Source organism: Streptomyces sp. GL_141 (assembly GCF_057834385.1).
Genome location: NZ_CM174402.1, coordinates 3,166,566 through 3,188,396, shown reverse-complemented (window position 1 = coordinate 3,188,396; position 21,831 = coordinate 3,166,566). Strand labels below are relative to the sequence as shown.

Annotated in this window: 23 protein-coding genes; 10 read left to right on the top strand and 13 right to left on the bottom strand. The window is 72.0% G+C overall.

The window, feature by feature from the left end; genetic code table 11:
* Positions 1-87 precede the first annotated feature (87 nt).
* Together AC3IX6_RS13545 and AC3IX6_RS13540 are read left to right on the top strand one after the other, a co-directional pair.
* Positions 88-1,365 (top strand): thymidine phosphorylase, encoded by a 1,278-nt coding sequence (locus AC3IX6_RS13545; RefSeq protein ID WP_489370370.1) that lies wholly within the window; start codon positions 88-90, stop codon positions 1,363-1,365.
* Between the two features lie 97 nt (positions 1,366-1,462).
* Positions 1,463-2,053: a Uma2 family endonuclease gene (locus AC3IX6_RS13540; RefSeq protein ID WP_489370368.1), complete on the top strand. Its 591-nt coding sequence runs from the start codon at positions 1,463-1,465 to the stop codon at positions 2,051-2,053.
* Between the two features lie 274 nt (positions 2,054-2,327).
* On the opposite strand, the gene AC3IX6_RS13535 is transcribed toward AC3IX6_RS13540, so the two are convergent.
* The 3 genes from AC3IX6_RS13535 to AC3IX6_RS13525 all read right to left on the bottom strand — a co-directional run bounded on the left by AC3IX6_RS13535 (position 2,328) and on the right by AC3IX6_RS13525 (position 6,300).
* The gene (locus AC3IX6_RS13535) at positions 2,328-3,338 is read right to left on the bottom strand and encodes a sigma-70 family RNA polymerase sigma factor (RefSeq protein WP_489370367.1); all 1,011 of its coding nucleotides are present in this window, start codon (positions 3,336-3,338) and stop codon (positions 2,328-2,330) included.
* A gap of 110 nt (positions 3,339-3,448) precedes the next feature.
* Positions 3,449-4,915, bottom strand: a complete 1,467-nt coding sequence (locus AC3IX6_RS13530; RefSeq protein ID WP_489370365.1) for a ribonuclease FAU-1 family protein — start codon at positions 4,913-4,915, stop codon at positions 3,449-3,451.
* Positions 4,916-5,019: 104 nt separating this feature from the next.
* A complete protein-coding gene (locus tag AC3IX6_RS13525; protein WP_489370363.1) occupies positions 5,020-6,300 on the bottom strand; it encodes an MFS transporter in 1,281 nt (426 codons plus the stop codon).
* 99 nt (positions 6,301-6,399) lie between these two features.
* Here AC3IX6_RS13525 and AC3IX6_RS13520 point away from each other — a divergent pair, with 99 nt between their 5' ends.
* Complete coding sequence (locus AC3IX6_RS13520; protein ID WP_489370362.1) at positions 6,400-7,341, top strand: LysR family transcriptional regulator; 942 nt, start codon at positions 6,400-6,402, stop codon at positions 7,339-7,341.
* Here AC3IX6_RS13520 and AC3IX6_RS13515 read toward each other — a convergent pair.
* Positions 7,277-8,479 (bottom strand): helix-turn-helix transcriptional regulator, encoded by a 1,203-nt coding sequence (locus AC3IX6_RS13515; RefSeq protein WP_489370361.1) that lies wholly within the window; start codon positions 8,477-8,479, stop codon positions 7,277-7,279. The two genes, AC3IX6_RS13520 and AC3IX6_RS13515, sit on opposite strands and share 65 nt — an antisense overlap.
* A gap of 307 nt (positions 8,480-8,786) precedes the next feature.
* On the bottom strand, positions 8,787-9,506 hold the full coding sequence (locus tag AC3IX6_RS13510) for an alpha/beta hydrolase (RefSeq protein ID WP_489370360.1): 720 nt from the start codon (positions 9,504-9,506) through the stop codon (positions 8,787-8,789).
* Between the two features lie 114 nt (positions 9,507-9,620).
* On the opposite strand from AC3IX6_RS13510, the gene AC3IX6_RS13505 reads away from it, so the two are divergent.
* The 3 genes from AC3IX6_RS13505 to AC3IX6_RS13495 all read left to right on the top strand — a co-directional run bounded on the left by AC3IX6_RS13505 (position 9,621) and on the right by AC3IX6_RS13495 (position 12,163).
* Positions 9,621-10,769, top strand: a complete 1,149-nt coding sequence (locus AC3IX6_RS13505; RefSeq protein WP_489370359.1) for an adenosine deaminase — start codon at positions 9,621-9,623, stop codon at positions 10,767-10,769.
* Positions 10,770-10,908: 139 nt separating this feature from the next.
* Positions 10,909-11,178: a hypothetical protein gene (locus tag AC3IX6_RS13500; RefSeq protein ID WP_243333777.1), complete on the top strand. Its 270-nt coding sequence runs from the start codon at positions 10,909-10,911 to the stop codon at positions 11,176-11,178.
* A 166-nt stretch (positions 11,179-11,344) separates the two neighbouring features.
* The gene (locus AC3IX6_RS13495; RefSeq protein WP_489370358.1) at positions 11,345-12,163 is read left to right on the top strand and encodes a hypothetical protein; all 819 of its coding nucleotides are present in this window, start codon (positions 11,345-11,347) and stop codon (positions 12,161-12,163) included.
* Positions 12,164-12,180: 17 nt separating this feature from the next.
* On the opposite strand, the gene AC3IX6_RS13490 is transcribed toward AC3IX6_RS13495, so the two are convergent.
* The 6 genes from AC3IX6_RS13490 to AC3IX6_RS13465 form a co-directional block, all read right to left on the bottom strand.
* On the bottom strand, positions 12,181-12,393 hold the full coding sequence (locus tag AC3IX6_RS13490) for a PspC domain-containing protein (protein WP_266905211.1): 213 nt from the start codon (positions 12,391-12,393) through the stop codon (positions 12,181-12,183).
* Between the two features lie 50 nt (positions 12,394-12,443).
* A complete protein-coding gene (locus AC3IX6_RS13485; protein ID WP_489371438.1) occupies positions 12,444-12,959 on the bottom strand; it encodes a VanZ family protein in 516 nt (171 codons plus the stop codon).
* Between the two features lie 104 nt (positions 12,960-13,063).
* A complete protein-coding gene (locus tag AC3IX6_RS13480) occupies positions 13,064-13,681 on the bottom strand; it encodes a PH domain-containing protein (RefSeq protein ID WP_489370357.1) in 618 nt (205 codons plus the stop codon).
* Positions 13,682-13,706: 25 nt separating this feature from the next.
* The gene (locus AC3IX6_RS13475; RefSeq protein WP_489370356.1) at positions 13,707-14,360 is read right to left on the bottom strand and encodes a class F sortase; all 654 of its coding nucleotides are present in this window, start codon (positions 14,358-14,360) and stop codon (positions 13,707-13,709) included.
* Positions 14,361-14,446: 86 nt separating this feature from the next.
* Positions 14,447-15,226, bottom strand: coding sequence for a hypothetical protein (locus AC3IX6_RS13470; RefSeq protein WP_489370355.1), 780 nt, complete (start codon positions 15,224-15,226; stop codon positions 14,447-14,449).
* A 266-nt stretch (positions 15,227-15,492) separates the two neighbouring features.
* A complete protein-coding gene (locus AC3IX6_RS13465) occupies positions 15,493-16,209 on the bottom strand; it encodes a hypothetical protein (protein ID WP_489370354.1) in 717 nt (238 codons plus the stop codon).
* A 269-nt stretch (positions 16,210-16,478) separates the two neighbouring features.
* Between AC3IX6_RS13465 and deoC the strand changes: the two genes are divergently transcribed.
* The 3 genes from deoC to AC3IX6_RS13450 are packed head-to-tail and all read left to right on the top strand — an operon-like array spanning position 16,479 to position 19,778.
* Positions 16,479-17,441: a deoxyribose-phosphate aldolase gene (deoC, locus tag AC3IX6_RS13460; protein ID WP_250746380.1), complete on the top strand. Its 963-nt coding sequence runs from the start codon at positions 16,479-16,481 to the stop codon at positions 17,439-17,441.
* A gap of 5 nt (positions 17,442-17,446) precedes the next feature.
* Entirely contained in the window at positions 17,447-18,883 is a 1,437-nt protein-coding gene (locus tag AC3IX6_RS13455) for an aldehyde dehydrogenase family protein (protein ID WP_489370353.1), read from the top strand.
* Complete coding sequence (locus AC3IX6_RS13450) at positions 18,876-19,778, top strand: aldehyde dehydrogenase family protein (RefSeq protein ID WP_489370352.1); 903 nt, start codon at positions 18,876-18,878, stop codon at positions 19,776-19,778. The genes AC3IX6_RS13455 and AC3IX6_RS13450 overlap by 8 nt, the downstream gene beginning before the upstream one ends.
* A gap of 85 nt (positions 19,779-19,863) precedes the next feature.
* Here AC3IX6_RS13450 and AC3IX6_RS13445 read toward each other — a convergent pair whose 3' ends face one another.
* Positions 19,864-20,220, bottom strand: a complete 357-nt coding sequence (locus AC3IX6_RS13445) for a hypothetical protein (RefSeq protein ID WP_489370351.1) — start codon at positions 20,218-20,220, stop codon at positions 19,864-19,866.
* A 64-nt stretch (positions 20,221-20,284) separates the two neighbouring features.
* Between AC3IX6_RS13445 and AC3IX6_RS13440 the strand changes: the two genes are divergently transcribed.
* Positions 20,285-20,983, top strand: a complete 699-nt coding sequence (locus AC3IX6_RS13440) for a uridine kinase family protein (RefSeq protein WP_489371437.1) — start codon at positions 20,285-20,287, stop codon at positions 20,981-20,983.
* A 123-nt stretch (positions 20,984-21,106) separates the two neighbouring features.
* On the opposite strand, the gene AC3IX6_RS13435 is transcribed toward AC3IX6_RS13440, so the two are convergent.
* A complete protein-coding gene (locus tag AC3IX6_RS13435; protein WP_489370350.1) occupies positions 21,107-21,826 on the bottom strand; it encodes a SigE family RNA polymerase sigma factor in 720 nt (239 codons plus the stop codon).
* Positions 21,827-21,831: the final 5 nt, after the last annotated feature.

Below are 21,831 nucleotides of genomic sequence, written 5' to 3'. Positions count from 1 at the left end.
CCGGGCGGGGGGCCGCCGTCCTTCCACCATCCTTTGGTGACCGGTATCCCCTCTCCTCTCTCTATGCGCGTAGAAGGAAGCACTTCCATGGACGTCATCTCCGTCATCCGCACCAAGCGCGACCGCGGTGAACTGAGCCCCGAGCAGATCGACTGGGTCATCGACGCGTACACGCGCGGCGTGGTCGCCGACGAGCAGATGTCGGCGCTGGCGATGGCCATCCTGCTCAACGGCATGAACCGCACCGAGATCGCCCGCTGGACCGCCGCGATGATCGCCAGCGGCGAGCGGATGAACTTCGACTCCCTCTCCCGCCCGACCGCGGACAAGCACTCCACGGGCGGCGTCGGCGACAAGATCACCCTGCCGCTGGCCCCGCTCGTCGCCGCCTGCGGCGCGGCCGTACCGCAGCTCTCGGGCCGCGGCCTCGGCCACACCGGCGGCACCCTGGACAAGCTGGAGTCCATCCCCGGCTGGCGCGCCCTGCTCTCCAACGAGGAGATGCTGCACGTCCTGGACACCACCGGCGCCGTCATCTGCGCGGCCGGCGACGGCCTGGCCCCGGCCGACAAGAAGCTCTACGCGCTGCGCGACGTGACCGGCACCGTCGAGGCGATCCCGCTGATCGCCTCCTCGATCATGTCCAAGAAGATCGCCGAGGGCACCGGCTCCCTCGTCCTCGACGTGAAGGTCGGCACCGGCGCCTTCATGAAGAACATCGAGGACGCGCGCGAGCTGGCCCGCACGATGGTCGGCCTGGGCACGGACAGCGGGGTCAAGACGGTCGCTCTCCTCACCGACATGTCCACCCCGCTCGGCCTCACCGCCGGCAATGCCCTGGAGATCCGCGAATCGGTCGAGGTCCTGGCGGGCGGTGGCCCCTCGGACGTGGTCGAGCTGACCCTGGCCCTGGCCCGGGAAATGCTGGACGCCGCGGGCATCAAGGACGCCGACCCGGCGAAGGCGCTGGCCGACGGCCGCGCGATGGACGTGTGGCGCCGGATGATCGCGGCCCAGGGCGGCGACCCGGACGCGGCGCTGCCCGTCGCGCGCGAGCAGCACGTGGTCACGGCCCCGTCCTCGGGCGTGCTGACGCGGCTGGACGCGTACGGGGTGGGCGTGGGCGCCTGGCGCCTGGGCGCCGGCCGCGCGCGCAAGGAGGACCCGGTCCAGGCGGGCGCGGGCATCGAGATGCACGCGAAGCCGGGCGACACGGTCACGGCGGGCCAGCCCCTGATGACCCTGCACACGGACACCCCGGAGAAGTTCGACTACGCGCTGGCGTCCCTGGAGGGCACCTTCGACATCGCGGCGGCGGGCACGGCCTTCTCGGCCACGCCGATCGTGCTGGACCGCATCGCGTAATCCTGCACGCTCATTCGTACGGCTGAACGGGACCGGTGGACGACCACCGGTCCCGTTCTGCATGCTGGGATCGGTGACGAAGCGATAGGAGCACACCATGAGCGCACTCGCAGTCGAGCACCAGCCTCCGAGCGGTGACGACTGGGATTCGGTCGTCCACCTCTGGGAGGAGATGGGCGTACCGGAGGGCTGCAAGGTGGAGATCATCGAGGGGATCATCACCGTGGCACCACCGCCCGTCAACAATCACAACCTGATCGCGGAGCTGGTGCAGAGCCGCCTGTACTCCGTGATCCCAGCCGACTGGGGTGTCTTCCAGACCCTCAACCTTGCGGTTCCGAGCCGCAGCGGCCTCTACATCCCGGACCTTGCCGTCGTACCGAGGGATGCGGTTACCAAGGGGGAGAACTTCGTCCCCGCAGCCGTCGCAGAGCTCGTCGTCGAGATCACCTCGAGGTCGAACGCGGCCAACGACCGCGTCGCGAAACTCAAGGGTTACGCGGCGGCAGGTGTCCCGCTTTACCTCCTCATCGACCCGCACTCCAGCGGCATCCCCACCATCCACCTGTACGGCGAGCCCAGCGACGGAAAGTACCGCGTTCTGTCGGCGGCCAAGTTCGGCGAAGCCGTCCATGTGCCCGAGCCGATCAACCTGACCCTCGACACCTTCTCCTGGCCCCGGCCGTAAGGGCTTCTTCCGGCCCTACCGATGAGTTCGGGCGAGGCCAGGGGTCTGCCCTCATGTGGAGATCAGAACCTTGGCCCTGGAAGGGCCCGAGCCGGATGCCGCCGAGCTGTGCGCGTGCGTGCGCACACTGTGCCGGGACGGGCCCGACGGGGTGGTGTGCGACGCAGGCGCGGTCGCCTCACCCACCCTCGCGACCGTCCAGGCCCTCGCTCGCGCAGCCCTGACCGCCCGGCGCTTCGGCATCCCCTTCCGGGTCACCGGGGCCCCGCCCCCACTACGCGCCCTGCTGCACCTCGTAGGACTCGTCGAGCTGCTCGGGGAGCCCGAAGAGCGGGAACCACCGGGCGGTGTCCAGGAAGGCGTTCAGCCCGGTGATCTTCCCGTCTGACACCTCCAGCACCTGGAGCGCCCACGGGGTCCAGCCCGGCTGCCCGTCCTCCCGCGGCCGGTACTGGCCGAAGGCGGGCATGCCGTTCGCCGTGGTCGGGATCATCCGCGAGCCCTTGCAGCCGATGCCCTGGTTCAGGTGCCAGGCCGCGATGTCCTCGTGGCCCTGGAGCCACAGGTCGAACGGCGGCATCGACAGCACCGCGTCCTCGTGGAGCAGGGTGGTCAGCCGGGAGATGTCGTACGCCTCGAAGGCGGCGAGGTACTGCTCCAGCAGCTTGACCTGGTCGGCGTCCAGCGGGTCCGCGGACTCGCTCTCCCGGATCCGGGTGGCGGCGAGCGTGGCGCGGGCCCGCTGCAGTGCGCTGTTCACCGACGCCACGGTGGTGTCGAGCAGGGTGGCGACCTCGTCGGCCTTCCAGGCCAGCACCTCGCGCAGGATCAGCACGGCCCGCTGCTTGGCCGGCAGGTGCTGGAGCGCGGCGACGAACGCGAGCCGTACGGACTCCTTCGCCAGCGCCATCTCCGCCGGGTCGGCGGTCTGCGGCAGCACCCGCCCGTCGGGCACCGGCTCCAGCCAGGTCACCTCGGGCCGCTCGTTGAGCACGGCGGACGCCTGGTGCTGCGGAGCGCTCAGGTCCATCGGCCGGGCCCGCTTGTTCCCCGCGTTCAGCAGGTCCAGACAGACGTTGGTCGCGATCCGGTACAGCCACGACCGCAGGGAGGACCGCCCCTCGAACTTCTCGAAGCTCCGCCAGGCACGGACGTACGTGTCCTGCACCGCGTCCTCGGCATCGAAGGCCGAGCCGAGCATGCGGTAGCAGTACCCGGTGAGCTCGACGCGATACCGGTCGAGCGCCGCGTCGAGCTCGGGCGCGAGGTCGGTGGCTTCGGTCATGTCCCTTGATCCCCCTGGTAGTTCCCGATACTTCGGACGCTACCCGAGGGGTCTGACAACCGCAGCCCGGCACGCGGCGGCGCACCGGGTCCGCGCGGGCCCGCCGCAGGTCAGAGCCCGGCTCCGTCCCCGGCATCGTCTTCGAGCGGGGCTTCGCAGGCAGGGATGGTCCACCGCAGCACCGTCTCGCCCGCACGCTCCTCCAGGGTGACCGGGTACACCTGTCCGTCCGCCCGTTCACCCCGGTGCCGCTCGGAGTGGTCACCCGGGTCCCAGCCCAGCCCGAGCACCCGGCACCCGCCGACCTCGACGGCCCCGGCCAGCACCGGGTGGCCCCAGCCGGCGCGCCGGGAGCGGTGGTAGTCGGTGTGGGCGTCCAGCGCGACCATCAGGCCGTTGCCCGGGCCTTCGCGGACCCAGTCCTCCATCCGCCCGGCGAGGGCCGCCGCCTCGGCGAGCGGGAGGTCGAGGAAGCCGCGCGGCCCGGAGCCGTCGGGGTTCTGAGGGGTCGGCTCGCCGCCGAACACCGCCTGGGCCTCGTCCTCGTACCTGCCCCAGTAGGTGACGTCCGCCAGGCCGTTCGCGGCGTCGCCGTTCAGGCCCTCGAAGGCGTCCAGGGCCACGGCGTCTCCCACCACCATGCCGCAGCGGTCGACCGGGAGGTCGCCGAGGGGGACCGGGTCCGGACCGTGGTTCCAGGGGAGGCCGAGGGATATCTCCAGGGCCGAGATCACCGGTTCACCGTCGAAGGGGGACGGTGAGGTCCAGGCCCGTACCGGCAGGGGGCGGTCGGTGGCGGCGGGCACGGCCACGGCCTCGAAGCCCCACGGCTCGGGACCGGCCGCCCCGCCGTCGTGGAGGTGGCCGCCGCCCGTCGCCGCCATGGCCAGGGCGCGGTCGGACAGCCGCGGGGCGCCGTCCTGGCGGTGGTCGATCCAGCCGGCCTTGCCCAGCAGGAGCACCCCCGACGGGGCCGTGACCGGGGCGAGGGCGAGCGGCGGGCGGGTCGGGACGGGCCAGGACTTCGGGGGGCGGAAGTCGCACCAGGTGCCGTCGAAGGGGTAGGCGGCCGCGTCGATGAGGCGGGTGACGCGGACGCCCTCCGCGCGGATGGCGGCGGCCTCGGCCGGGGTCCAGTACACCGGGTGGCCGGTCTTCGCGGCGAAGGACTCCTCGTCCTTCCACTCCCACGCGCGGTCCGGGGTCACCGTGATGTCGAGTTCCTGATCGGTCACGTGGACGTCCGCGCCGTCGGGGGTGCGGACACGGGATTCGAGGTTCACGTACCAGCTGCGGAACTCCTGCTCCAGCGTGAAGCTCCACCACACCGCGTGCCCCGCCCCGGCCGGCTGCAGGATCAGCGCGCCCCCGTGCCGCCACCGGTCGGCCCGCAGCGGGTACGAGCCCTCCGGCGGCAGGTCCCGCAGGTGGGTGCCGGGCGGGATGGTGGCGCGCCAGAGCGGGGTGCCCGGGGCCACCCACACCAGCAGGCCGGCGTCGCCCGACTCCACCACGCGGGCCGGGATGATCATGCTGACCGTGCTGCCGAGTATGAGGTGAATGTTGACTGTGGACATGATCGGCGATCATGCCATCCGCCGGTTGCGGGCCACTTGCGGGGCAGCTCGTGCGGCACCCCTCAGCCCTCGGCCCTCGGCCCTCGGCCCTCGGCCCTCGGCCCTCAGCGCGCCGCCAGCGCCGCGATCCGGGCCGTGCGGGCCGCGTGGGACCCGTACAGGGTGATCGTGACGACCCCGGCGACCGCGAGCAGCGCGAGGGTGACCGTGGCCGCCCAGCCCGCCGAGTGGTAGGCGAGGGCGCCCAGCGTGCCGCCGGCGCTGGAGCCGACGTAGTACGCCGACTGGTAGAGCGCCGAGGCCTGCGCGCGGCCCGTCTTCGCCGTACGGCTCACCGCCGCGGAGGCCACCGCGTGGCCCGCGAAGAAGCCCGCCGTGATCAGGACCAGGCCCAGCAGGATCGCCGTGAGCGACTCCGCGAGGGACAGGAACAGGCCCGCCGCCGTCGTGGTCACCGCCAGGTACAGCGCACCGCGCCGGCCCAGCCGGGCCACCAGCTGCCCGGCCGCCGCCGAGGAGACCGTACCGACCAGGTAGACCAGGAAGATCGAGCCGATGAGGCCCTGCCCGAGCGAGAACGGCTCGTCCACCAGGCGGTAGCCGATGACCGTGTACACCGCCCCGAACACGGTCATGAACAGCGCGCCGATCCCGTACAGCCGCAGCAGCAGCGGATCGCGCAGGTGCCCGGAGACGGTACGTCCCACCGCGCGCGGGTTCAGCGAGGCCGGCCGGAAGAACCGGGCCCGGGGCAGCAGGGCCAGGAACGCCGCCGCGCAGGCCAGCGACATCAGGCCGACGGTCAGCAGCCCGCCGCGCCAGCCCCAGACCTGGGCCGCCCAGCCCGTCACGAGGCGGCCGCTCATGCCGCCGATGGAGTTGCCCGCCACGAACAGGCCGATCGCGGCGACCAGCGCCTTCGGCTTCACCTCTTCCGCCAGGTACGCCATCGCGGAGGCCGGGATGCCGGCGATCGCCGCGCCCTGGACGGCGCGCAGCGCGATCAGCCACTCCAGGTTCGGCGCGAAGGGCACGAGGAGGCCGACGCCGACCGCGATCACCATGGACCAGGTCATCATCCGGGTCCGGCCGAAGCGCTCCGAGAGCGCGCTGAGCGGCAGGACGAACAGGGCGAGCGCACCGGTGGCCGCGGAGACCGTCCAGCTGGCCTGACCCGCCGTCACGCCGAACCCGTCGGAGATCGCGGGCAGCAGCGCCTGGGTGGAGTAGAGGAGGGCGAAGGTGGCCAGGCCGGCGGCGAAGAGCGCGAGGCTGAGGCGGCGGTAGCCGGGACGGCCGGGCTCGTGCGCCTCGGGTGCGGAGGCACGGAACGACGGGGTGGAGGCACCCGGGATGACGGGTGCCCCGGTATGAGCGGGAGGCATGCGTACGACGGTAGGGTCCTGCTTTTCATGCGTCCAATGCGCAGATTCGAGATAATCAATCCATCCGTGCATCAGTGCAGGTCAGATGGGTGCCTATCGATGAGTCGTTACGAAGAAGACATGGCCGTGACACATGCGCTGGCCCCGCGCCTCGCCTACTTCGTCGCCGTCGCCCGGCACGAGCACGTCACCCGCGCCGCGCACGAGCTGGGCGTCCCGCAGTCCACCCTGTCGCGGGCCATGGTCCGCCTCGAACAGGACCTGGGCGTCACGCTGTTCGCCCGCAAGGGCCGCACCGTCGCGCTCACCACGGCCGGACGCACCTTCCTCGCCTCGGCGGAGCGCTCGCTGGCCGAGATCGCCCGCGCCGCCGGCTCCGTACAGCAGGACGCCGACCCGTCCTTCGGCAAGGTCGCCTTCGGCTTCCTGCACACCCTGGGCCCCGAGACCGTGCCGGGCCTGATCCGGGCCTTCCGGGCCGACCACCCCGGCGTGCGGTTCTCCCTGGTCCAGAACTACGGCGAGGCCATGCTGGAGAAGCTGCGCGCCGGCGAGCTCGACCTCTGCCTGACCTCGCCGCTGCCCGACGCCCCGGACCTGGTGGCCCGCCGGCTCGACGAACAGCGGCTGCGCCTGGTGGTCCCCGACGACCACCGGCTCGCGACGCGCAAGCGCATCCGCCTCGCGGAGGCCGCCGAGGAAACCTTCGTCACGCTGGAGGCCGGCTACGGGCTGCGCCGCATCACCGACGACCTGTGCGCGGAGGCCGGGTTCACGCCGCGGGTCGCCTTCGAGGGGGAGGAGGCCGAGACCCTGCGCGGGCTCGTCGCCGCCGGTCTCGGCGTGGCGCTGCTGCCGCCGCCCGCGGTGGCCCGGCCCGGGGTCGTCGAGCTGACGGTCACCGCCCCGCGGGCCGTCCGCGAGATCGGGGTGGCCTGGCTCGACGGGCACCCGGACACGCCTCCGGTGGCGGAGTTCAAGCGGTTCCTGCTGTCCCGTCGGGGACGGCTGATTCCGGAGCTCCAGCCGGGGGGAGAGTGAGCGGGGCCTCGGGCGAGGCGCAGGCCGCGGCGGTCGCTGAGGCCTCGGCCGTCGCGGGGGCCGTAGCGGAGGCCGTCGAGGGGGCGGCCGCGGAAGCCGTCGCGGAGGCCGTGGCCGCAGCCGTCGCCGAGAGCAGGAACCCGGCCTGGAAGCGGGACTTGGCCCCCACCGCCCGCATGATCTCGGCGATGTGGCGCTGACAGGTCCGCTCCGACATGCCCAGCCGCCGGGCGATGACCTTGTCCTCCAGCCCCTCCGCCAGCAGCCGCACGATGGTCTGGCGCAGCTCGTCGGAGATGGAACGGGCCTGGTCCGGCCCGACGGTGGTGCTGAAGGGCTCGGCCTCCGCCCAGGTGCGCTCGAAGGTCTGCACCATGAACTGCACGACGTTGGGCTCGCGCACCACCAGCGCCGCCTTGATGTCGTCCTGCACCTCCATCAGCCCGGTGTGCCGGTCGACGAGGATCATCCGCATCAGCCCGTCGCCGACGGTACGGACCTGCGAGCCGAGCGCGGTCACCCGCTCCACGTAGGCGGCCGTCGGGCGGGAGTAGCGGGCGGTGTGCTGGTAGAGGGTGCGCATCCGCACGCCCCGGGCCAGCATCGCCTCGTCCCGCACCACCGCCCCCTCCAGGGTGGCCGGGCTGCGGCCGCCGCCCGGGTGACAGGTCAGCACCTCGGACTCGGCCGAGGCGACGAGCTCCCCGATCAGGTCCTGCAGCGCGGCCGGATCGGTGACCAGCTCCAGGGCGTTCGCCCCGCCCCGGTCGCGCAGCTCGGTGCCCGACTCGTAGGCGGGGACCAGCTCCTCCAGCCGGACGCGCAGCCGGTCCATCTCGTCGTGCGTCTCGCGCACCCGCAGCGCCAGCGGGGCCAGCGTCCGGGCCACCGCGGCCCGCGGGGACACGGCGCTCCAGGACGTCCGCGCCGGCCCGTCGGGGTGGCTGCCGTCCGCGCCGGCGACCGGACGGGGGCCGGGCTGGATCAGGTGGGCCGCCGCGAGTTCGGCGACGGCGGAGGCCACGGACTCGCCGAGCGCCTCGCCGGCCTCCGCCTCGGAGAAGGCGTGCCGCTCGGCCGCGTACCCGTAGAGACGCCGGGCCACGGAGCTCAGTTGGTCCGTTTCATCCGATGGCATGTGCATATTCGTCCCGGACTGTGCCGATGTGTAAACCCCTCGTGTTCCCGCAAGGCACCAAGACGATGCCCTCCGATCTTCGTGAGGATAGGCCGAACCGGCACAGTGGTACCACGGCGTTCTCGGGGGAGGGCGCGGGCATCCTGAGTCCGCGCTTCGCCGACCTGGCACCGCGCCCTCGCGCGGGCGTGTGCCTCAAGGTGGTCGCGCCGGGCCCGCCCGTGTCATCCGACCGGGAGGGGACGGCGCGGCCGGCACGGACGGCCCCGCGCGACCACCACCGCATCCGGGCGCGCTCCCGCCGGCTTCAGCCGCGCAGGGACCGCCCGTAGCCGGAGGCCAGCGGCATCCGCAGGCCCAGCGGCGGGGGAGCCGCCAGCGCGTCGGTGACCGGCCGCGAATAGGGCCCGGAGAACACGGATCCCAGGACGAAGTCCACGGACAGGGCCACGACTTCGTCCTGGTGCTCGCGCAGCCCGTGTCCGTCGGAGTGCACCTCGAAGCGGCACGTCGTGCGGTTCGCCTTCTTGGCCCGGGTCGCCAAGCGGTAGGACAACTCCGGGTCGCTGCGGGCGTCGTTGGTGCCGTGCACGATCAGGACCCGGCGGCCCGAGAGCTGCTTCACCGGTTCGGGGGAGTCCGAGTCCGACGGGTGGGGGAGCGAAGGGGCGAGTGCCAGAACGGAGTTGACGGCTTCGTGGCCCGCCGCGGCGAGCGCCGCCCGGCCGCCCGCGTCGTAGCCGGCCAGACACACCGGTACGTCCCCGTACCGGCGGACCACCTCGTCCGCCGCCCACTCGGCGTCCCCTTCGCGGGTTCCCGCGCCGTGGATGACCTGGTGCGTGACCAGCCCGTCCGCCGCGCCCGCACGGGCCAGGGCCCGCGCCAGCGGACGCACCGGACCGGGGGACAATCTGGACGCTCCGGGGAGAAGGAGCACCACACCACTGACCGTTGAGACCGAGCCGGTCGCGCCGGCCGCCCGCCCCAGGCGGGCCCCGCGCGCCGGCGGCGCATCATGTGCCATGACGGAACAGTCTCAGACGCCGAGGTGTACGCCACCCGTCCGCGCGGTCACTGTTACATATCGGCGGTGGCCACCGTCTCACCGCTCTACGCGCGTAGGAGCTAGAGTGCCCAGATGACGAGCGAGACCCTCAACCTGCCCACCCCGGATCAGATCCGCCGCTCCCCGAAGGTGCTCCTGCACGACCACCTCGACGGTGGGCTGCGCCCCGGGACCATCATCGAGCTGGCCCGTGAGGTCGGCTACGAGAACCTTCCCGAGACCGACGCCGACAAGCTCGGCATCTGGTTCCGGGAAGCCGCCGACTCCGGTTCCCTTCCGCGCTACCTGGAGACGTTCGCCCACACCTGTGCGGTCATGCAGACGAAGGCGGCCCTCTTCCGGGTGGCCGCCGAGTGTGCCGAGGACCTCGCCGAGGACGGCGTCGTCTACGCGGAGATCCGCTACGCGCCCGAGCAGCACCTGGAAGCCGGCCTGACCCTCGAAGAGGTCGTCGAGACGGTCAACGAGGGCTTCCGCGAGGGCGAGCGCCGCGCGAAGGCCAACGGCCACCGGATCCGTGTCGGTGCGCTGCTGACCGCCATGCGGCACGCGGCCCGCGCGCTGGAGATCGCGGAACTGGCCAACCGCTACCGCGACAAGGGCGTCGTCGGCTTCGACATCGCCGGTGCCGAGGCCGGGTTCCCTCCCACCCGCCACCTCGACGCCTTCGAGTACCTCAAGCGCGAGAACAACCACTTCACCATCCACGCGGGCGAGGCCTTCGGTCTGCCGTCGATCTGGCAGGCCCTGCAGTGGTGCGGCGCCGACCGGCTCGGCCACGGCGTGAAGATCATCGATGACATCGAGGTCGCCGCCGACGGTTCCGTGACGCTGGGCCGCCTGGCCTCGTACGTCCGGGACAAGCGGATCCCGCTGGAGATGTGCCCGACCTCGAACCTGCAGACGGGTGCGGCGGTCTCCTATGCCGAGCACCCGATCGGGCTGCTGCGGAAACTGCACTTCAGGCTGACCGTCAATACCGACAACCGGCTGATGAGCGGTACCAGCATGAGCCGCGAGTTCGAGCACCTGGTCGACACCTTCGGCTACTCGCTCGACGACATGCAGTGGTTCACGGTCAATGCGATGAAGTCCGCGTTCATTCCTTTCGATGAACGGCTGGCCATGATCAACGACGTGATCAAGCCCGGTTATGCGGAGCTGAAGTCGGAATGGCTGTTCCGTCAAACCGCTTCCACCAGCGGTTCCGTCTCGGCCTAGGCCATGGCGTGACGGACTGAAAGCGCCCGGGAGGAGCAATTCCCGGGCGCTTTCTCGTATTTAATGATGTTTGCGGGAGGGGGTTTGAAGTGACTAGTTTGCGGAGCCGCTCATTTCCCCGTCGCAAGGACGATTCTTCATGAAGCAGTCAGCTGCCAAGACCCTCGGTGTCGCCGCTCTCGGCGCCGCCTTTGCCGCCGTCGCCGCCGGTACCGCATCGGCCGTCCCCGCCGTCGGTCTCGGTGACGCGCTGGGTACCGTCACGGGCGCCGTCCAGGGCGCGACCAGCCAGCAGCACGTGACCGCCGAAGAGGGCCAGCAGGCCCCCGAGGCGACCGACCCGGCCGCCGCGCTCGGCACGGTGACCGGCCTGCTCGGCGGTCTGCCCACCAGCGGCCTCGGCGCCTGATCCACCCCGGATCCCCTGTCGGATCCGTACGCGACCCGTACGCGATTCGCACGCACGCCCACGCGGCGCACGCCTCTTCGACCAGGTGTGTGCCGCGTCGCGGCATGTGCCAGGATCACCGCCAACTGCCCGCCAAACACCTGGGTATGAGGTCTCGATCATGCGCATGAAGGCACGAACGGCCACGGCCGTGCTGCTCCCCGCCCTGCTGTCCGCGATGGTGGGCTGCGGCAGTACGAACACCCCCGCCTCCGGCAAGGACCCGGACCCGAAGGGCTCCGCGAGCGCGCCCGGACAGTCCGCGCCGACAGGCACGGCCGGCGCGTCCGGCCCGGAGGGATCCTCCGGCCCCGCGGGCACCGGCGGAGCCGGTGACACGGCCGGCACGGGCGGCACGACCGGCCCCAAGAAGGCCTCCGGCAGGCTGGAGCGCTCCGCCCTGGAACAGGGCGACCTGACCGGCTACCAGATCTCCGCGAACGGCAAGAACCCGAACGCCCCCGACGGCCAGCCGCAGGCGGACCGCAAGGCCTGCCAGCCGCTCGCCGACATCATGGGCGACAAGCCCGACCCGGCGGCGCGCGAGACCGTCAACCGGGGCATCGGCTCCCAGAAGCAGCTGGGCCTCGCCGTCTCCGCCTCCGTCAGCTCCTACGCCGAGTCCGACGCCAAGACGCTGATCGCCCGGCTGAAGGACGCCGTGGCCGCCTGCTCCGCCGGCTTCACCGCCACCGTCGAGAACCAGAGCGGCACGTACCGCGAGGTGAAGGCGGCCGACTACAAGACGGGCGGCGACGAGAGCGTCAGCTGGACCACGACCGCGGCCGCCGAAGGCGTCACCGCCCAGGTCCACCTGGTCGTCGTACGCCAGGGCGACACCGTCGTGCGCCTCATGGCACTCAACGTCACGGGCGGCCGCCAGACCCCCCAGGTCCCGCACGAGGTCGCGGACAAGCAGCTCCAGAAGGTCCGCGCCGCGCGCTGAATTCCGGGCCCGTGCGACTACCAGCCGGTGGCGGCGGAAGGCGTGCCCGACTTCTCGTTCGGCAGGAGCACCCACAGCGCCAGGTACAGGAGGAACTGCGGGCCGGGCAGCAGGCACGAGACGACGAAGATGATCCGCATCGTGTTCGCGGATATTCCGAAGCGGCGCGCCAGACCGGCACAGACTCCGCCGATCCATCGTCCGTCACGCGGGCGGGCAAGGGCGCTCATGGTCTCTCCTCGGTCGTTGTGCGGTCCGCGGGAAGTTTTCCCGCGATGCCTCAATACTCCCGCTGGACAGAGGACAGAACGTCGGTCCAGGGACCGAGCCCGACCCTGGTAATTCTCGGGGTCGCCCCCTGAGAACGCCGCAGCCGGGCCCTGAGGGCCGGGACGACGGCCAGGTGCGCGAGCAACACGCCGAGGGTGTTCAGCAGCACCGAATCCACATCGACCACCTGCCCCGGGACCGCCGTCTGCAGCATCTCGATGCCGACCGAGACCAGCGCGCCCGCGGCGGCCGTCCGGGCCGGCGAGGACCAGGTGGCCAGCGGCGAAAGCTCCACGCGGCCGCTGAGCAGCGGCAGCAGCACCCCGAGCGGGGCCAGCAGTGCCAGCCCGCCGCCGATCCGGCGGGCGGCCTCCAGAGGCCCGTAGGAGAGGTCCGCCCTGATCCCCTCCAGCGGGGTCAGATTGGCGGCCACCGCCCAGGGCACGTCCAGCGGGCGCAGCATCAGCCAGCCGACGAGGAGGAGGTGGGCGCCCAGCAGGACCCCGGCGAGAAGCCGGATCCACAGCTGTACGGCGGCGCTGCCGCTGCCCTTGACACGCTTGCCCTTGAGACGGTGCACGCCAGTGGAGACGCGGGTTCCGTCCCCGGCGGTTCCGGGGAAACCGCCGGTCAGCCGGTGGCGAGCAGCACAATCAGGATCAGCGCGCCGATCACGGCGGGCGCGATGATCTCGTACGACCAGGAGACCTTCACCGAGCCCTGGGCGCCGGCCCGCGCGGCACCGCGCTCGTGCAGCTCCCGCAGTTCGTCCACGATCTGGTCGGCGGAGGCGCGGCGGGATTCCTCGTCCGGGGTCTTGCCCTGCCCGTTGCCCAGGCCGAGCCGGCCCGTCTGGCGGCGGTTGGCCTTCTTGCGCTCCCGCAGGGAGACCGGAATGGACCACAGCTGGTACGTGGTCCCCTCCGCGAGCACCTCGGCGGAGAACCGGGCCCGGACGGTGTCGACGGCGGCCCAGGGGAGCTCGATGATCCGGAAGGGGTTGCGCACGCGCAGCCGGTCGTCGTTGGCGAAGACGGCCGGACGGACCGTGAACGCGACGATGACCGGGGCCAGGCACAGCGCGACGGCGAGGGCGACCCACGGGACGTTCCCCGAACCCCGCACCACGGCGTCGCCGCAGAGCCACGCGAGCAGGGCGAGCAGCACCACCCCGGTGACGGTGGCCATCGGGGAGCGGTAGACCCGGTCGTCGTACGCCGGCTCTTCGGTGGGCTGATCGCTGCTCATGCGGCCGATTCTGCCTCAAGCCGTCTCACCCCACGAGATCGGCGTACAGGATGATGTTGTCGGGGCGGTGACCATCGGTGATTTCACCGCCGCAGGTGATCACGCGCAGCTCGGGTCGCGGGGTGTCCCCGTAGACCTTCGCGGTGGGGAAGTGCTTCTTGTCCACCTGCTCCAGCTCGCGCACCCGGAAGACGGCTTCGGTGCCGTCCGCCCTGGTCACCCTGATCTCGTCGGCCACGTGGACGCGCGAGACGTTGCGCAGCACGGCCGGGCCGCGCGCGGTGTCGAAGTGGCCGATCAGCACCGCCGGGCCGGTCTCGCCGGGCGTGACGCCCTTGGTGTACCAGCCGATCTTGTCCCCGTCCGCTACGGAGGGCACCTGGACCGAGCCGTCGGAGGCCAGCCCGAGCTCCAGGACCGGCGAGGCGTCCACCCCGGCCGAGGCGATCCGTACCCGGACGGGCGCGGAGGCGGGCAGGGCCGCGGCGGGCGATGCCGAAGCCGACGGTGCGGCCGGGGCGGGCACGGGAGCGGCGGAGGTCTCGGCGACGTGCGGCGGCGCAGTGGCGGCCGGCGCGGCACCGCCGCACCCGGCCAGGGCGACCAGGGCCAGCGGACCGAGCAGGGCGGCGGCGAGCAGCGGGCGTCGGCGGGACGGGCGGTGATCCAGCTGGTCCATGGGGTCGGCTCCGGGGAACGGCGTGCGGCGGGCCACCGTGGGGTGGCCCGCCGGAAGCGGCAACGAGTGGCTCGGGGCGGGGCGGTTCAGCCGCGGGCGCGGGCCTTGCGGGCGCGGACCATGAAGGTGGTGCCGAGTCCGGCGAGGATCGCGATGAGGGCGGCGCCGGTGGCCGCGGTGGTGGTGTTGTCGGTGTCCGCGGCGGCGGTCTCGGTGGTCTCGGCGACTTCGGTGAATTCGGCGCCCGCGGCGACGGGTCCCTTGGGGACGACGGCGGTCTGCGGCTTGCCTGCGGACACGGCGGCCGGCTTCACCGTGGGCTTGGCGGTCGGCTTCACCGGAGGCTTGGGCGCGGGCTTGGTGGCGGGGGCGGCCTCGGGCAGCAGGTACCAGCCGTTGGAGGCGCCTTCGCCCAGCACGTGGACGTTGAGGCCGTAACGGTTCTTCTCCTGGCCGGCATCGACCTTCCGGAGGTCGTACTCGATGCCTTCGATGACGGCGCGCTTGTGGGTGGGGTCGAGCTTGGCCAGGACGCGGCCCGCCCAGCCGTCGCCCGGCTTCCAGTCGGGGGAGACGGCGCGGATCCAGACCTCGGGGCCCTCGGCCGCGTTGCGCAGCACCGCGATGCGGCCCTTGGCGACCAGGACGGTCTCGCCGTCGTAGCGGTCGTCCGCCGAGGTGTCCGCCGATGCGTCCGCCGAAGGGCTCACCGTCGTGTTCGCCGACGCGTTCGCGGACAGCGCCGACGTCGAGGTCACAGCCGTCACGGCCTGCGCGGAGGGCGCGGCGACGGCCGTCGCGGCGGGCGCCAGGAGCGCTCCGGCGAGGGCGGCGGTGACGATCGAGGTACGGAGGGCGGTACGCATAACGACTCCTGGAAGCATTGTCTGGGAAGGGGCGGAGAGTCGCATGCCGCGGTGTCGCTGTCGGGGTTTCGTCCGGTCAGGTCTGCGGGGCTGCTGAGGAGAAATCTACGGATCATGATCGACCGGAACGTGGTCGTCCTGTCATGGCTGCGTAACAACGAACGAATGTCCGACATGCGCACCCGTCTTCGGCCGGTACGTGGACGCGCCGGGTCCGGAAGGCCCTCCGGCGGGCCGCCGCGCAGGCGGCCCGCCGGAGGCGGTGATCAGCCGCGGGAGCGAGCCCTGCGGCCACGGACCGCGAAGGCCGCGCCGAGCAGGACGGCCACCGAGAGGACCCCGGCACCGGCGGCCGCGACCGGGGTGCCCGCGTCCGCGGCGGCGTCCGTACCGAGCTCGGCGCCCGCGGCGACCGGTCCCTTCGGGACGACGGCCGTCTGGGGCTTCGGCTTCGGCTTCGACGGAGCCTGGGTGGTGGGCTTCGGCGCGGGCGGCGGGGTGGCCTTGTCCTCGACGAGCTCGTAGTTGCGCAGGCAGCCGGGCTGGAGGGCGGGGAACGAGGTGGTGGCGGGCTTGATGCTGCCGCCCTGCAGATGCCAGCGCAGGACCGGCTTGGCACCGCTCGGGTTGACGATCCGGAGGTCCTTGGACTCGGTGGGGTTCTTGCGGTCCAGGACCTTCCAGATCTCCCCGCCGTCGTACAGATCGACCTTCGGGCCGTCCACCGTCATCCACAGTTCGGCCCGGATCCCCGCACCGAGGGACACCCGCTTGGGGCCGGAGACGCAGATGGCGGTGACCTCCTCCTCGGTGCCGCCCCCGGAGGTGACGTTGAGGACGGGCGCCCGGGTGCCCGCACCGGCGGTGGCGGACGTTGCGGTGGTCGGTGCGGCGGCGAAGGCGCTGCCGGCGGCCGGTACGAGCATCGCGCCCGCGAGGGCGGCGGTGGCGATCGAGGTGCGGAGGGCGAGGGCGGTACGCATGACGACTCCTTGTGTCAGGTCGGAGCGGGCGGAGGAGAGTCGCATGCCGCGACGAATCTGTTTCGGTCTCATTCGGCCGGGTCAGGTGTGGCGGGCTGCTGGGGGCAAACCTACGAATCGTGTAGGGACGGAGGATCCGCCTCCTGTCATGGGCGTGTAACCGCCGAACGCGTGTCGGACCGGACGTGTCGATTCCATCCCGGATGCCCTCGAATCGGCAGAGGGGGGTGACAGGCCGCTACGCGCGTAGATATGCTCATGTGGTGACCATGCCCACCACCCTCACCGCATTCGCTGACGTGACGACGTCCGACAGTGCGCTGCGCCGCTTCCTGCACGGGCTGCCCGGCGTCGACGCTGTCGGCCTGGAGGCCCGCGCGGCTTCCCTCGGCACCCGCTCGATCAAGACGACGGCCAAGGCGTACGCCATCGACCTCGCCATCTCGATGATCGACCTGACGACGCTGGAAGGCGCGGATACCCCGGGCAAGGTCCGGGCGCTCTCCGCCAAGGCAGCCAACCCCGATCCGACCGACCGCACCACGCCCATGACGGCCGCCGTCTGCGTGTACCCCGACATGGTGGCCACCGCCAAGGCCGCCCTGAACGGCGCCGACGTCAAGGTCGCCTCCGTCGCCACCGCCTTCCCGGCCGGCCGCGCGGCCCTGCCCGTCAAGCTCGCCGACACGGCCGACGCCGTGGCCGCCGGCGCCGACGAGATCGACATGGTCATCGACCGTGGCGCCTTCCTCGCCGGCCGCTACCTCGACACCTACGAGCTGATCCGCTCCGTCAAGGAGGCCTGCGTCCGCCCCGACGGCAGCGCGGCCCGCCTCAAGGTGATCTTCGAGACCGGCGAGCTGTCCACGTACGACAACATCCGCCGCGCCTCCTGGATCGGCATGATGGCCGGGGCCGACTTCATCAAGACGTCGACCGGCAAGGTCGGGGTCAACGCGACGCCCGCGAACACGCTCCTCATGCTCGAAGCCGTCCGCGACTTCAAGGCGCAGACTGGAATCCAGATCGGCGTGAAGCCGGCCGGCGGAATCCGGACCACCAAGGACGCGATCAAGTTCCTGGTCCTGGTCAACGAGACCGTGGGCGAGGACTGGCTGTCCAACCACTGGTTCCGCTTCGGAGCCTCCAGCCTGCTCAACGACCTGTTGATGCAGCGCCAGAAGCTGAGCACCGGCCGGTACTCCGGTCCCGACTACGTGACGGTGGACTGATCGCCATGGCTTCCGCATTCCAGTACGCACCCGCCCCCGAGTCCCGTTCCGTCGTCGACATCGCGCCCTCCTACGGGCTCTTCATCGACGGCGAGTTCACCGACGCGGCGGACGGCAAGGTCTTCAAGACCGTCTCCCCGGCCTCCGAAGAGGTCCTCGCCGAGATCGCGCAGGCCGGCGCCGCCGATGTGGACCGCGCCGTGAAGGCCGCCCGCAAGGCCTTCGAGAAGTGGTCCGCGCTGCCCGGCTCCGAGCGCGCCAAGTACCTCTTCCGCATCGCCCGGATCATCCAGGAGCGCAGCCGCGAGCTGGCCGTCCTGGAGACCCTCGACAATGGCAAGCCGATCCGGGAGACCCGCGACGCGGACCTGCCGCTCGTCGCCGCGCACTTCTTCTACTACGCGGGCTGGGCCGACAAGCTCGACCACGCGGGCTACGGCGCGAACCCGCGCCCCCTCGGCGTGGCCGGCCAGGTCATCCCGTGGAACTTCCCGCTGATGATGCTCGCGTGGAAGATCGCCCCGGCGCTCGCCACGGGCAACACGGTCGTGCTCAAGCCGGCCCAGACGACCCCGCTCTCCGCGCTCTTCTTCGCGGACATCTGCCGCCAGGCGGGCCTGCCCAAGGGCGTCGTCAACATCCTCACCGGGTACGGGGACGCGGGCGCGGCCCTCGTCGAGCACCCGGACGTGAACAAGGTCGCCTTCACCGGCTCCACCGCCGTCGGCAAGGCCATCGCGCGCCAGGTCGCCGGCACCTCCAAGAAGCTCACCCTGGAGCTGGGCGGCAAGGGCGCCAACATCGTCTTCGACGACGCCCCCATCGACCAGGCCGTCGAGGGCATCGTCAGCGGCATCTTCTTCAACCAGGGCCAGGTCTGCTGCGCGGGCTCGCGCCTCCTGGTCCAGGAGTCGATCCACGACGAGCTGATCGACTCGCTCAAGCGCCGGCTGACCACGCTGCGCCTGGGCGACCCGCTCGACAAGAACACCGACATCGGCGCGATCAACTCCGCCGAGCAGCTCGCCCGGATCACCGCCCTCGCGGACACCGGCGAGGCGGAGGGCGCCGAGCGCTGGTCGGCGCCGTGCGAACTGCCGAACGCCGGCTACTGGTTCGCCCCGACGCTCTTCACGAACGTCTCCCAGTCGCACACCGTCGCCCGGGACGAGATCTTCGGCCCGGTGCTGTCCGTGCTGACCTTCCGCACGCCCGACGAGGCCGTCGCCAAGGCCAACAACAGCCAGTACGGCCTGTCCGCCGGCATCTGGACGGAGAAGGGCAGCCGCATCCTCGCGGTCGCCAACAAGCTCCGCGCGGGTGTGGTGTGGGCCAACACGTTCAACAAGTTCGACCCGACCTCGCCCTTCGGCGGCTACAAGGAGTCGGGCTTCGGGCGCGAAGGCGGCCGTCACGGCCTGGAGGGCTACCTCGATGTCTGATTCTTCGGCGCAGACGCGTCTGAGCGTCTTCAAGACCTACAAGCTGTACGTCGGGGGCAAGTTCCCCCGCTCCGAGAGCGGCCGGGTGTACGAGGTGAGTGACTCGAAGGGCAAGTGGCTGGCCAACGCCCCGCTGTCCTCCCGCAAGGACGCCCGGGACGCGGTCGTCGCCGCCCGCAAGGCCTTCGGCGGCTGGTCGGGCGCGACCGCGTACAACCGCGGCCAGATCCTCTACCGCGTCGCCGAGATGCTGGAGGGCCGCCGCGAGCAGTTCGTCCGCGAGGTCGGCGAGGCGGAGGGCCTGTCCAAGACCAAGGCCGCGGCCGTCGTGGACGCGGCCGTCGACCGCTGGGTCTGGTACGCGGGCTGGACCGACAAGATCGGCCAGATCGTGGGCGGGGCCAACCCGGTCGCGGGCCCGTTCTTCAACCTCTCCACCCCCGAGCCGACCGGTGTGGTCACGGTCGTGGCCCCGCAGGACTCGTCCTTCCTCGGGCTGGTCTCGGTGATCGCCCCGGTGATCGCCACGGGCAACACCGTCGTCGTCATCGCCTCCGAGAAGGCCCCGCTCCCGGCGCTCTCCCTCGGCGAGGTCCTGGCCACCTCCGACCTGCCCGGCGGCGTGGTCAACATCCTGTCCGGCAAGGCCGCCGAGATGGGCCCGCACCTGGCGTCCCACCAGGACGTCAACGCGATCGACCTGGCCGGAGCCGACGAGGCGCTGGCCAAGGAGCTGGAGATCGCGGCCGCGGACAACCTCAAGCGCGTCCTGCGTCCACAGCCTGTGGACGACTGGAGCGCGGACCCGGGCACGTCGCGCATGACGGCGTTCCTGGAGACCAAGACCGTCTGGCACCCGACCGGGTCGCTGGGCGCGGGCGGCTCCTCCTACTAGAGGCCCCCACCCCCGAAGACGGGCCCCGGCAGCGTCCCCCGCGCTGCCGGGGCCTCTTCATGCCCTGCGCACTCTCCGGCGGGAGCTACTTGCCGCCCGTCAGGGGGCCCAGCAGGGACGATGCCGCGGCGGTGGGCAGCTCGCCGACCGACGGCCCCCGGGTCAGGATCCCCGTGACCATGCCGGTGCCGACGGCGGGGAAATCCGCGACCTGGGTGGCGACGCCGTTGTCGAGGGGATCCACGCCGGTGTTGGCGAGCGGATTCACCTTGAGGTTCGAGATCGGGTTCGAGACCCCTGCGAGGGCCGCCGGAACATCGAGCTCGCCCGCCTGGGCGCCGCCGGCGGCCATCGCGAGGGCCGCGCCGGCCATCGAGAGGGTCAGGCCTGCGGTGCGCAGCGCCTTGGGGTGGGGTGCTTTGGGGGCTGCGTGACGTGCCATGGTTCCCGCCTGTGGGCTCGTACGGAGTCGTGATCGCGTGCGCACGCAGCGTAGTGGAGGTGTGATCCTGGATACCAACGGACCTTTGGGTAGGTCCCCTGCGGGAGGTAATAGTTCACACTGTTGTTCCGTGAGCTGTTCCTCTCCTTTGCCTACGCGTGTCGTCCTGCTGACCGGGCCCTCGGGCTCCGGCAAGTCCTCGCTGGCGGCCCGTTCCGGGTTGCCCGTGCTGCGCCTGGACGACTTCTACAAGGACGGCGACGACCCGACCCTCCCGCGCGTCGAGGGGAGCGCCGACATCGACTGGGACTCGCCGCTGTCCTGGGACGCGGAGGCGGCCGTGGCCGCGATCGCCGCGCTGTGTGCGGCCGGGCGGACCGAAGTGCCCGTCTACGACATCGCCACCTCCTCGCGGACCGGTACGGAGGCGCTGGACATCTCCCGGACCCCGCTGTTCATAGCCGAGGGCATCTTCGCGGCGGACGTCGTGGTGCGGTGCCAGGAGCTGGGGCTGCTGGCGGACGCCATCTGCCTGCGCGGGCGGCCCAGCACCACCTTCCGGCGCCGGCTGGCCCGTGACCTGCGCGAGGGCCGCAAGTCCGTGCCGATGCTCCTGCGGCGGGGCTGGCGGCTGATGCGGGCCGAGCGCGGGATCGTGGCCCGGCACACCGCGCTGGGCGCGCACGCCTGTGGCCGTGACGAGGCCCTCGGCCGTCTGGCGGCCGCCGCGGCCGGGCGGCACCGGGCCGCCGTGGTGGCGTAGCCGACGCCAAAGGGCGGGACCGCGCGGACCCCCGTCCGCTCGATCCCGCCCTTTGCCCCCGTGGCCCCCGTCCCACCCCCGCAGGACGGGCCCCCTGGCCCTTTGGTCTTGTGTGGGGCCGCGTTACGCGACCAGGTCCTCGAAGGACTCCGCCTCGTCGCGGCCGAAGCTCAGCGCCTCGTCCTCGCGCATGCGGCGCAGCGAACGCCAGATGCTCGACTTCACCGTGCCGACGCTGATGCCGAGGATCTCCGCGATCTCCGGGTCCGTGCGGCCCTCGTAGTACCGGAGCACCAGCATCGTGCGCTGCGGCTCCGGGATGCGGGTGAGCGCCTGCCACAGCACGGCGCGCAGCTCCGTACCGCCCATGGCGTCGGTGTCCGAGGCCGTCTCCGGCAGTTCTTCCGTCGGGTACTCGTTGAGCTTGCGGCGGCGCCAGGCGCTGATGTGCAGGTTCGTCATCGTGCGGCGCAGGTATCCGCCGACGGCGGCCTTGTCGCTGATGCGGTCCCAGGCGCGGTACGTGGAGAACAGCGCGGTCTGCAGCAGGTCCTCGGCCTCGTAGCGGTCGCCGGTCAGGTGGAAGGCCGTCGCGTAGAGGGCGGCCCGACGCTCCTGGACGTACGCCGTGAACTCGGCCTCGTTGGAGGAGTCCGGGACGTCCGCGGAGCCCGGCGTGCGCTGGGCGGGGACGGAGGGGCGCTCGTAGGTCTTCGCGTCGATGGCCACCACGTGCGCCGGCCGCCGGGAAGGGGCCGTCGCCGTACGGATTGCCGTGCGGCGGTTCACATCGTGCAGCCGCGTGACAACCGCGCTGGTGCTGGTGCTGTGCAGCGTGTTCATCTCGC